Source organism: Pacificibacter sp. (genome assembly GCF_039769035.1).
Lineage (GTDB): Bacteria > Pseudomonadota > Alphaproteobacteria > Rhodobacterales > Rhodobacteraceae > Celeribacter.
The window spans coordinates 1-10,817 of sequence record NZ_JBDMZG010000099.1 but is presented as its reverse complement, the minus strand read 5'-3'; the positions used below and the strand labels follow the sequence as shown (position 1 = coordinate 10,817).

The window sequence follows — 10,817 nt, the reverse complement described above, 5'->3', positions numbered from 1 at the left end:
GCTTCGTAGCGATTCACAGGTGTTTCGCCGATGGCTTCGCTTACGCCAAGCTCGACTTGCCACTCCAACAGAGCATGCGCATCCCAATAATCGATCTGAGTCTCCATTTAGATAGGGTACGCGTCCTTTCGCAGAAGGTAAATCACAAGAAAGCACCGACGCAGCATTGCCGCACCCCTTTGGAGTTTCTATAAGCGGATCAGCGGCCTTAAATTGTCGCGCAGCATTTACGGGGGCACCATGGCATTTCGGCAAAAACACCTTCTCGGCATCGAACCCCTGCATCCGACGGAAATCACCACGATTTTAAATGTCGCTGACAGCTATGTTGATCTTAACCGACAAACCAATAAGCACTCAGATGCTTTGGCTGGAATGACGCAAATCAACATGTTTTTTGAGAACTCCACACGGACGCAAAGCTCATTTGAGCTCGCAGGCAAACGCTTGGGCGCGGACGTGATGAACATGGCGATGCAGGCCTCGTCTATCAAAAAAGGCGAAACGCTGATCGACACGGCGCTGACGCTCAATGCCATGCACCCTGACCTGTTGGTCGTGCGACATCCGCATTCGGGCGCTGTGGATTTGCTGGCCGAAAAAGTGAATTGCGCGGTGTTGAACGCAGGCGACGGCAGGCATGAACACCCGACACAGGCGTTGTTGGATGCGCTAACCATTCGGCGCGCCAAGGGGCGTTTGCATCGTCTGTCTATCGCGATTTGTGGCGATATTGCGCACTCGCGCGTTGCGCGTTCCAATTTGATCTTGTTGGGGAAAATGGAAAACCGCGTGCGCCTTGTTGGTCCACCGACATTGATCCCGTCTGGCATGACCGAGCTGGGCTGCGAAGTTTACGAAGACATGGAAGAAGGTCTCAAAGACGTCGATGTCGTGATGATGCTTCGCCTGCAAAAAGAACGCATGGATGGCGGTTTTATCCCCTCTGAGCGTGAATATTTCCACCGCTATGGCTTGGATGCCGCCAAATTGGCGCACGCCAAACCCGACGCGATTGTTATGCACCCTGGTCCGATGAACCGCGGCGTAGAAATTGACGGCACCATCGCCGACGACATCAACCGATCGGTGATCCAAGAACAAGTTGAAATGGGTGTCGCGGTGCGTATGGCCGCGATGGATTTGCTGGTGCGCAATCTGCGCGCGGAAAAAGCCGCAGCCGGCGAAGGCATGATGGCATGAGTGACCCGCTCAACATAAGCGCGGCACCGCATCGGTCTGTTTGGCTGTTCTCCATTGATTTGCCCGCAGATGCCATCGACGACTTTGCACATGAGACCATTGGCGATGATACACACAGCTGGCCTTTAGGGACAGCCTTGGGCGTTTCACCGTTTCCTGATTCCGATTTTGTCGAAGTGCTCGATCTGGAAGCGCTCAAGGCCTTTGGGTTTTCCAACTATTTAACGGACGCAAATGGGCTGGATGTCGGCAATGACGGCGCCAAGCTGGATGCGCTTTCAGGCCATGTGCTTTTGGTCTTTGCTCAAAGCCTTGAAAACGGCCAGACACATTTTGCACCGCAAGCGCCGCTCACATTTGTCGAGCGCTACAATCAAGCGACAGAATTGCCAACCTTCGAGCCCCTGACCAGCGACGCCGCAGTCGGCGAGCTGCCGCAGGGCAAGCCGCCGAAATCAGATGCACGCATTGGCGGCATGGTGGCGACATATGTGTTGATCTTCCTTGCGGTGTTTGTCGCGCTGTTCGTTTGGATGGCCGGATGATGCGCACAGCCGAACAAATACTCTCGAATTCTTCTAGCCAACGAGGCCACTCATGACCGTGTTTATCAACGCTCGTCTCATTGATCCCGAAACACTGACCGACACGCTCGGCTGGCTGCATGTCGATGAGGGTGTGATCGTGGCCACAGGCACAGGACCTGCGCCGCAAGACGCATCAGCCGAGACCATCGATTGTGGCGGCAAATGCTTGGCCCCTGGAATAGTCGATTTGGGCGTGAAAGTGTCCGAACCCGGTGAACGTCACAAGGAAAGCTTTGCTTCTGCCGGTCGTGCGGCGGCGGCGGGCGGTGTGACCACAATGGTGACGCGCCCAGATACACTGAGCGCGATTGATACGCCGGAAGTTCTAGAATTTGTGGAACGCCGCGCTGCGATGGATGCCATCGTGAACGTCAAACACATGTCCGCGCTGACCAAAGACCGTGCGGGCCATGAAATGGTTGAAATTGGCTTCATGAAAGACGCGGGCGCCGTCGCGTTTACCGATTGTGATCATGTGGTTGAAAACACCAAAGTACTTGGGCGCTGCATGACCTACGCGCGGTCGCTCGGCGTTTTGATCATCGGCCACCCGCAAGAACCCACGTTGTCCAAAGGGGCTGCAGTGACCTCTGGCAAATTTGCCTCGTTGCGCGGCTTGCCTGCCGTTTCGCCAATGGCCGAACGCATGGCCGTGGACCGCGATCTTGCGATGGTGGAAATGACGGGTGTGAAATACCATTTCGATCAATTGTCCACCGCGCGCGCCCTGCCAGCACTGGAACGTGCCAAAAAGAACGGACTTGATGTCACTGCCGGTGTGTCCATTCACCACCTCACGCTGAACGAATATGATGTGGGCAATTACCGCTCGTTCTTCAAAGTGAAGCCGCCTCTGCGGTCCGAAGATGATCGTTTGGCAATGGTGGCTGCCGTGGCCTCGGGCGTGATCGACATCATTTCATCGATGCACACGCCGCAAGACGAAGAAAGCAAACGTCTGCCATTCGAAGAAGCCGCATCCGGTGCAGTTGCTCTTGAGACATTGCTGCCCGCTGCGATGCGCTTGGTTCATGCGGACCAACTAACACTGCCTGAACTGTTCCGAGCCATGTCTTTGAACCCTGCCAATCGGCTTGGTTTGAATTGCGGACGCCTGAGTGTTGGCGCACCTGCGGATTTGGTGCTGTTCGACCCTGAAGCCCCGTTCGTGTTGGATCGGTTCAAGTTGCGTTCAAAATCCAAAAACACCCCATTTGACGGCGCGCGTATGCAGGGCAAAGTCAAAGGCACATGGGTCGCTGGCACCCGCGTGTTTGACGCCTAACACCCTTTCAAAACCAGGATACACACATGACGATGTTCTTGCTGCTCTTCACTGCTGTTCTCGCCTATCTTCTTGGCTCCATTCCTTTTGGCATTGTGATGGCCAAACTCTTTGGTCTGGGTGATTTACGCAGCATTGGGTCTGGCAACATCGGCGCAACTAATGTTTTGCGCACGGGCAACAAACTGGCGGCGTTTTTAACGCTTTTGGGCGACAGCGGCAAAGGAGCGGCGGCCGTTTTGATCGCGCGGGCACTTGTTGGCGAAGACGCGGCTGGTGTCGCTGCACTTTGTGCGATGCTTGGTCATCTGTATCCAGTATTTTTGAAATTCAAAGGCGGCAAAGGCGTTGCCACATTCCTAGGAACGCTGTTGGCCCTGTCCCTTCCTGTTGGATTGGCGGCCTGTGCAACGTGGCTTTTGGTGGCGGTTGTTACCCGCTACTCAAGCCTGTCCGCATTGGTTTCGGCGGTGCTAGCGCCGTTTTTCACCCTTTATTTCTACCATCTGCACGGCACGATTTTAGTTGCCATACTGTCGGCGCTGATCTTTTATAAACACCGTGAGAATATCTCGCGCCTGTTTGCGGGTTCAGAGACGAAAATTGGTAAAAAATAATGAGGTGTTTATGGACATTCAAACTTCAGTCAAAACTTGCATAAACAAGTTTGCGGATTTTAATGGCCGCGCCAGTCGCTCCGAATTTTGGTGGTTTATGCTGGTTGTTTTCGTGGGTTCCATCGTAGTGGATGTTGTGACCAGTGCACTGGGTCTTGGTCTTTTGTCCTTGATTTACAGTTTGGCCGTCTTGGTTCCTACCATTTCCGTAAGTGCACGTCGCTTGCATGACATCGACAAATCAGGTTGGTGGCAACTGATCGGACTTATTCCCGTCGTGGGCTGGATCATCGTGATTATCTGGTACGCCAAAGAGGGCAGCACCATCGAAAATCGGTTTGGCGCACCTGCGAAAACCGTCAGCGAATTTGACATTGTAGACTAATTCAACGCACCAAAACGCAAAAGCCCCACCAAATTGGCGGGGCTTTTAAACATTTAGAACCTTCAATCAGTACGAATATTCGTCGAAAACGCGGGTGGCGTCCCCGTTCCATTCGCCGTTGAATTTCGCGATGAGTTCGTCCGCAGGCGCCTGTCCGGAGTCGACGCTTTCTTTCAAGGCGTTTAGGAAGTGGGTTTCATTTGCAACCAAACCACCAGCGCCTTCGCGTGCACGGGCGACAAGACCCGTTTCAGAAATGGCCAGTGTTTCGCGCGCAAGATCCATCATTTTGACACCCTGCACTTCAGCTTGCAGACCATCGATTGAGGCCGCAACACGCAGCTCCTCACGGAACTCAGGCGTCCAATCTTTGGCAACATCCCAAGCAGCATCTAGTGCGGATTGGTCGTACATCATGCCGACCCAGTAGGCAGGCAGCGCACACAAGCGACGCCAAGGGCCACCATCCGCGCCGCGCATTTCCATGTATTGCTTAATCCGCGCCTCAGGGAAGATCGTGGTCAAATGATCGGCCCAATCCGACAAGGTTGGCTTTTCACCTGGCAATGCTGGCAATTCGCCTTTTAGGAAGTCGCGGAAAGACATGCCCAGCGCGTCAATGTATTTGCCATCGCGGTAGACAAAATACATCGGCACATCGAGTGCGAAATCTGCGTAGCGTTCGAAGCTCATCCCGTCTTCGAATACGAACGGCAACATCCCTGTGCGACTGTCATCAAGGTGACGCCAAATGCGGGACCGCCATGATTTGTGACCGTTCAATTTGCCTTCAAAGAAGGGAGAGTTGGCGAACAGCGCAGTGGCAATCGGCTGCAGGGCCAAAGCCACACGGAACTTTTGCACCATGTCGGCCTCGGATGCGAAATCGAGGTTCACCTGAACAGTACAGGTCCGGCGCATCATCTGTGTGCCCGCGGTGCCAACGGTGCCCATATAGGCATCCATCAATTTGTAGCGCCCTTTGGGCATCAACGGCATGTCGTCATGCGTCCAATGCGGCGCAGCGCCCAAACCAATGAACTTTGCACCGATTTCATCCGCCACGGTCTGAACTTCGTGCAGGTGTACGTGCACCTCATCACAGGTCTGGTGAATATTGTCCAAAGGCGCGCCGGACAGCTCAAGCTGACCACCAGGTTCGAGCGACACATTGGCGCCGTTTTTGGTCAGGCCAATAAGATACTCGCCCTCAAACACAGGGTTCCACTCATACCGGTTTTGCAGGCCTTCCAAGATCGCGTGGATTGAGCGCTCACCCTCATAAGGGATCGGGCGCAGGCTATCTTTGCAATAACCGAACTTCTCGTGCTCTGTGCCGATTTTCCAGTCTTGCTTGGGCTTATTGCCCTTCGCAAAATAGTTGATCAGATCATCAAAGCTTTCGATCAGGCCGCCGCCGGATTGTGGAATGGACATATTGGGTCTCCGGTGGAGTTAATTTTGGAATTTACAGTTGTTCGAAGCAGACCGTGAAGTCAATGCAATGCAAGTGTGCGTTTTCGCCATACCACCACCGGCGATTTTGGCGATTCTTTGATTTGTTTCAACATTTTCTCGGTCTCGATGCCATCCAAAGACACGAAAACATCAAACAACTTTTCGGCATCAACGGCATTCAATGGAATTGTCAGGGGGATTTGTCCCGGTGCTTCCAATTGCCAATGCGCTTCGCCTTTGGCAGCGGGCAACAGTAAAACCGCTGTCATCGCTTCAATTTCAATTTGCCCACCCGTGTAGGCGGTGAGATAGCTCACCACGCCTTCGTCCACCTCGACCACGCCAATGCCCTGCCCCTTTGAGGCAAAGCGCGCGCGTTGCAGGGCTGCAAAGGCCAAAATGACGAACACAGCGGCACCACCGTATCCAACCCAACGCATAAAGCCGAAACTTGCGCTGGCCCACCACAGGCACAAGGCCACAAAGACAGCGGCCAGAATGACCTCGCGGAGGCTCCAGATTTGCGCGCGCAATTCGGGACGGATCATTGCCAATCTCCCAAGTGTTGCTGCCAAACAGTCAAAGCTGCGACGGCAGCCGTGTCAGCGCGCAAGATACGAGGGCCCAGCGACACAGGGTGCGCATATGGCAAGGCATGCAGTTTGCTGCGTTCAGCTTCAGAAAACCCGCCCTCTGGACCAATCAAAATCGCCCACTTATCACCCGATGCAGCGCCAAGCACTTCGGCGGCGCCCACCAGAGCTTCGTCACAAAACATGATTTGGCGGTTCTCGTCCCAGCCAGCAAGCAAGGCATCGAGCTTTTGCAACTCGGTCACTTCGGGCACATATGTGCCGCCACATTGCTCGGCTGCCTCTAAAGCGTGGGCTTGCAAGCGATCTTGGCGGATGCGTTCGGAATTGGTGAAATCGGTGCTAACGGGCAAAATCTTGGCCGCGCCCATTTCAGCCGCTTTTTCCACGATGAAATCTGTTCGCGCCTTTTTGATCGGCGCAAAAATCAGCCAAAGATCAGGCGGCATTTGCAAAGGTTTACTCTGCGCATGGCAAAGAAGCGTACCACCGCGCTTGTTCGCAGCAGTGACTTCGGCTTGGTATTCACCGTCGACACCATTGAACAGCGCGACAAATGCGCCCTCTTTCAGTCGCATGACCGCAAAAAGGTAATTGGACTGGTCCTTATTGAGGGGAACAGTTTGCCCTTCGGTCAAAGGGTGATCTACAAAGAGTCTGACTTTAGCTTGAACCATGGACAATACATATGACCGACAAAGCCCAAGCACCAGACCCGCAAGACGAAGAATTGTCAGGTCAGGTCGCCGACGCCGTTAAAGGCAATTGGGTGGATCATCTCGCCCCAAGTTGGACACGCCCCTATTTGCGCCTGTCACGGGCGGATCGGCCGATTGGAACGTGGCTGCTGCTGTTGCCCTGTTGGTGGGGCGCGTTGCTGGCAGCGTCTGCTGCGGGTGAACTGACATTGCGCACCGCGTGGATACTGATCGGCTGCGCTTTGGGCGCGTGGTTGATGCGCGGCGCAGGTTGCACATGGAACGACATCACAGACCGCGACTTCGACGCCGCCGTGGCGCGTACCAAAAGCCGCCCCATTCCGTCTGGCCAAGTCACAACCAAGCAAGCCGCCGTATGGATGGCACTGCAATGCCTGATTGCTTTCGTTATTTTGCTCAGCTTTGGAAAACTTGCGATTGTACTGGGTATTGCCTCATTGATCCCCGTCGCGATTTACCCCTTCGCAAAACGGTTCACATGGTGGCCGCAGGTGTTTTTGGGCATCGCTTTCAACTGGGGCGCGCTCTTAGCCTATGCCGCTGTTGCTGGGAAATTGACCGGAGCACCGGTCTTTTTGTACCTGTCAGGCATCGCTTGGACGTTGTTCTATGACACTATCTATGCGCACCAAGACAAAGAAGATGACGCCATGATTGGCATCAAATCGACCGCGCGACTGTTCGGCGACAACACAGCCGCTTGGCTGAAACGTTTCCTCACGGTGTCCATTATCTTGTTTGCCGGCGCCGTGATCGAAGCCCTCGTCGGAAGATCGGCTTTGGCCTTGATGGTTGCAGTGTGTGGCGCTTGTGCGCTGGGGGCACATATGAAGTGGCAAATGAGAAAGCTCGACATTAACGATCCAGAAAACTGCATGATGCTGTTCCGCTCAAACCGCGACACGGGACTTTTGGCTGCGCTGTTTCTTGCCATATCCATCTTCCTTTGATTGCAGCGCAGGCCCAGACACCCTAAGACATTCTCCAAATGCGATAAAACCGGACAGAAGCTCATGCGCCTACCTTCAGTACTTCCAATCATTGGTGCCTTTTTGGGTGCCGCGATTCTGTCTTTTGTGGCGGCTTCAATCGGTGCAAACGCAATTCAAAATAAATCGCAGCGCGCCGTTGCCGCACAACTGGAACTTGAAGGCTTTGAATGGGTCAGCGTCGAAGCCGATGGGCTTCAGGTTATTTTGACGGGCGACGCGCCGAATGAGGCAGCGCAACTCGCAGCGCAACGCGCAGCGGGTCATGTTGTAGATGCCGCGCGCGTGTTGAACGTGATGGGAACGGCCGAAAAGGAAGAAACACCGGCCCCGCGGTTTTCCATCGAACTGTTGCGCAATGACCAAGGCATTTCTCTGATCGGGTTGGTTCCAAGCACATGGGACCGAGATGCTTTTGTCGCGAAACTCAAAAAAGCTGGCAACACTGGCTCCGTCGCCGATTTGCTTGAAGATGCTGACTATGATGTTCCAGAAAATTGGGATGCGGTGATGAAATATGGCGTCGATGCGATCGACGATTTGCAGCGATCAAAAATTTCGCTGTCCGCCGATCGTGTCGACATCACGGCGCTGGCCGATAGCAAAGAACAAAAGGCCAAATTTGAACGGTCTTTGCGCGAGAATGCCCCGTCTGGCGTCATGACGCTGATCAACATCACTTCGCCACGCCCCGTGATCACGCCTTTTACGGCCCGCTTTTTGATCGACGAAACAGGCGCGCGGTTTGACGCCTGCACCGCGGAAACACCCCAAGGGCACGCACGTCTTTTGGCGGCCGCAAAATCTATGGGCGTCGAAGATCCAAGCTGCGTTGTCGGCCTTGGCGCGCCGTCCACATCATGGGCCAACGCAGTTGAAACGGGCATGCGCGCGGTGAAAGACCTCGGCGGCGGGGCGATTACGTTTTCTGATGCCGATGTGTCTTTGATTGCCCCTATCGGCACAAGCACATCTGACTTGGACCGCGTGGCGGGCGAATTGGAAGCAGCCTTGCCGGACACATTTTCTCTACACGCCACCGCGCCGCCAAACCCTGATACCGACACCGAAGATGAAAAACCGCAATTTGTGGTGTTGAGATCTCCCGAAGGTCAAGTTCAACTGCGCGGCCGTGTGACGACGGAACGCAACCGCATCGCAACCGAAGCGCTTGCTGAGGCCCGCTTTGGCTCTCAAACAGTGTACTCAGCGATGCGCGTTGATGCCGATCTTCCGCGCAACTGGTCCACACGCGTTATGGCGTCCATCGATGCGTTAGGGAACCTGACGCAAGGCTCTGTGACGGTCACCGAAGACACAATTTCTGTACGCGGTGAAACCGGCGATCCAACTGCCAATTCGGAAATTACACGGCTGTTTTCGTCGCGCCTTGGCGATGCGCAAGATTTCGATATCAACGTAAAGTACAATCGCAAGCTTGACCCAGTTCTGAACATTCCGACACCGCAAGAATGTGTGGATAGCGCCAACAAAGCCATATCCAGTGGCAAGATTATCTTTGCACCTGGCTCGACCGACGTGGACGATTCAGCCAATGACACGCTTGATCGCATCGCGAAAGCGCTTGAGGCCTGCGAAGAAGTGAAAATGGAAATTGGCGGGCATACGGACAGCCAAGGGCGTGAATCCATGAACCAACAGTTGAGCCAAGCACGAGCGAACTCTGTACTGGATGCATTGCTTGCGCGGCGTGTTGTTGGTGTAAGATTTTCGGCCAAAGGCTACGGCGAAGCAGAACCAATTGCCGACAACAAAACGGAAGAGGGCCGCGAGGCCAACCGCCGGATCGCATTCAAATTGATCGGTGAAGAGACACAAACCGAGCCACACAACCACGCGGAAGACGACGCCGCAGAAAAGACAGACGGGGAATAAAATGAACGGACTCGAACTAAAAATCGCAACAGCGATTGTTCTTTTTATCGCGTTTTCAATGGGTTGGTTTGTTCACTGGGCCGTTCATCGGTTTGTACGCGTGGGCGATGGCGATATGTCTGATCTCGACACAATGGCGCAGCAAATGCACGATGCCGAAGAACAACGCGACGAAGCCATCACATACTACCAACAGCGCGAATCTGAGATGACAAACCAACAAGCCCAAACCGAAGCGGAGCTCAAAGCTGCGATGGAAGGCTTGCGCGAAGCCCGTCACGAGGCCGAAGAACTGCGCGCCTACATCGAACGCCAAAACGCTGAATAAGCCGGACGATACCCAAAAGTCTTTGGGAAAAGCCTAAGCTCACCAGCGGTCTAGCGCATCCTCGTCAGTGTCTTTGGCGGCGACCCATTCGGCTTTGGTCCCATCTTTGCTGACTTCTTTTTTCCAAAAGGGTGCGCGGGATTTTAGGTAGTCCATGAGGTATTCAGCAGCTTCAAAAGCCTCTGCGCGGTGACGCGCTGCCGTTGCAACCATCATGATTTGCGTGCCGACATGCAGCTTGCCATAGCGGTGGATCACCAAAAAATCGGTAAGCGCCCAGCGCGTGGCGGCGTCATCAACAATCTTGGCAATCGCGGTTTCACACATGCCGGGATAGTGTTCGATTTCCATGTAATCCAACTGACCGGTATCGTCGCGCACAAGCCCTGTAAACGTCACCGTCGCGCCAGTGTTCGCAGCTTGGCCAAACCCCGCAAGTTCAGATGCAAGGTCGAAATCTTCGGATTGCACGCTGACTTTCATGACCTATCCACCTGTCATCGGCGGGAAGAACGCAACTTCGCGCACGCCCGCAAGCGGTGCATCAAAGTCCGACAGCTCTTGGTCCAAAGCCACCCGCAAGCTTTCAAGATCTGAAAAGGCCAAATCATAGCGTTCTTCGCGAGATTTCAGCTCGGCGACCAATTCCATCACAGTTTCCGCAGAGGTCTCGATATCCTCTTGGGGCACACCAATGCGTTCACGCACCCACGCGAAATAGACGACATTGATCATCATGCGTCCTCTTTCAAAAACG

At 54.3% G+C, this 10,817-nt stretch carries 13 protein-coding genes and 1 pseudogene; 8 read left to right on the top strand and 6 right to left on the bottom strand.

All coding sequences use genetic code 11. The features are described from left to right. Positions 1 to 107, bottom strand: a pseudogene (locus tag ABF287_RS09250) (uracil-DNA glycosylase); the annotation flags it as partial. Positions 108 to 240: 133 nt separating this feature from the next. Between ABF287_RS09250 and ABF287_RS09245 the strand changes: the two are divergent. From ABF287_RS09245 to ABF287_RS09225, 5 genes are read left to right on the top strand one after another with little or no spacing between them, the layout of a single operon-like run. Further along, positions 241 to 1,203, top strand: a complete 963-nt coding sequence (locus ABF287_RS09245; RefSeq protein WP_347184722.1) for an aspartate carbamoyltransferase catalytic subunit — start codon at positions 241 to 243, stop codon at positions 1,201 to 1,203. Next, on the top strand, positions 1,200 to 1,748 hold the full coding sequence (locus ABF287_RS09240) for a hypothetical protein (protein WP_347184721.1): 549 nt from the start codon (positions 1,200 to 1,202) through the stop codon (positions 1,746 to 1,748). The genes ABF287_RS09245 and ABF287_RS09240 overlap by 4 nt, the downstream gene beginning before the upstream one ends. A gap of 52 nt (positions 1,749 to 1,800) precedes the next feature. Continuing rightward, entirely contained in the window at positions 1,801 to 3,075 is a 1,275-nt protein-coding gene (gene pyrC, locus ABF287_RS09235) for a dihydroorotase (protein ID WP_347184720.1), read from the top strand. A 26-nt stretch (positions 3,076 to 3,101) separates the two neighbouring features. Next, complete coding sequence (plsY, locus tag ABF287_RS09230; protein ID WP_347184719.1) at positions 3,102 to 3,692, top strand: glycerol-3-phosphate 1-O-acyltransferase PlsY; 591 nt, start codon at positions 3,102 to 3,104, stop codon at positions 3,690 to 3,692. 10 nt (positions 3,693 to 3,702) lie between these two features. Then, positions 3,703 to 4,077 carry a DUF805 domain-containing protein gene (locus ABF287_RS09225; protein WP_347184718.1) on the top strand — a complete coding sequence of 125 codons (375 nt, stop codon included), beginning with the start codon at positions 3,703 to 3,705 and terminating at the stop codon, positions 4,075 to 4,077. Between the two features lie 66 nt (positions 4,078 to 4,143). Here ABF287_RS09225 and ABF287_RS09220 read toward each other — a convergent pair whose 3' ends face one another. Genes ABF287_RS09220 through ABF287_RS09210 form a run of 3 tightly spaced genes read right to left on the bottom strand, consistent with a single transcriptional unit; the run spans position 4,144 to position 6,805 of the window. Next, a complete protein-coding gene (locus ABF287_RS09220) occupies positions 4,144 to 5,514 on the bottom strand; it encodes a glutamate--cysteine ligase (protein WP_347184717.1) in 1,371 nt (456 codons plus the stop codon). Positions 5,515 to 5,573: 59 nt separating this feature from the next. Continuing rightward, on the bottom strand, positions 5,574 to 6,083 hold the full coding sequence (locus ABF287_RS09215; RefSeq protein ID WP_347184716.1) for a hypothetical protein: 510 nt from the start codon (positions 6,081 to 6,083) through the stop codon (positions 5,574 to 5,576). Beyond that, positions 6,080 to 6,805 (bottom strand): 16S rRNA (uracil(1498)-N(3))-methyltransferase, encoded by a 726-nt coding sequence (locus tag ABF287_RS09210; RefSeq protein WP_347184715.1) that lies wholly within the window; start codon positions 6,803 to 6,805, stop codon positions 6,080 to 6,082. Before ABF287_RS09210 ends, ABF287_RS09215 begins: the two co-directional genes overlap by 4 nt. A gap of 11 nt (positions 6,806 to 6,816) precedes the next feature. On the opposite strand from ABF287_RS09210, the gene ubiA reads away from it, so the two are divergent. The 3 genes from ubiA to ABF287_RS09195 all read left to right on the top strand — a co-directional run bounded on the left by ubiA (position 6,817) and on the right by ABF287_RS09195 (position 10,060). Continuing rightward, entirely contained in the window at positions 6,817 to 7,797 is a 981-nt protein-coding gene (ubiA, locus tag ABF287_RS09205) for a 4-hydroxybenzoate octaprenyltransferase (RefSeq protein WP_347184714.1), read from the top strand. 63 nt (positions 7,798 to 7,860) lie between these two features. Continuing rightward, entirely contained in the window at positions 7,861 to 9,732 is a 1,872-nt protein-coding gene (locus ABF287_RS09200) for an OmpA family protein (RefSeq protein WP_347184713.1), read from the top strand. A gap of 1 nt (position 9,733) precedes the next feature. Next, positions 9,734 to 10,060 (top strand): hypothetical protein, encoded by a 327-nt coding sequence (locus ABF287_RS09195; RefSeq protein ID WP_347184712.1) that lies wholly within the window; start codon positions 9,734 to 9,736, stop codon positions 10,058 to 10,060. Between the two features lie 39 nt (positions 10,061 to 10,099). Here the strand turns inward: ABF287_RS09195 and ABF287_RS09190 are convergent, their stop codons facing one another. Next, positions 10,100 to 10,543 carry a molybdenum cofactor biosynthesis protein MoaE gene (locus tag ABF287_RS09190; RefSeq protein ID WP_347184711.1) on the bottom strand — a complete coding sequence of 148 codons (444 nt, stop codon included), beginning with the start codon at positions 10,541 to 10,543 and terminating at the stop codon, positions 10,100 to 10,102. A 3-nt stretch (positions 10,544 to 10,546) separates the two neighbouring features. Next, positions 10,547 to 10,795 carry a molybdopterin converting factor subunit 1 gene (moaD, locus tag ABF287_RS09185; protein WP_347184723.1) on the bottom strand — a complete coding sequence of 83 codons (249 nt, stop codon included), beginning with the start codon at positions 10,793 to 10,795 and terminating at the stop codon, positions 10,547 to 10,549. Positions 10,796 to 10,817 lie beyond the last annotated feature (22 nt).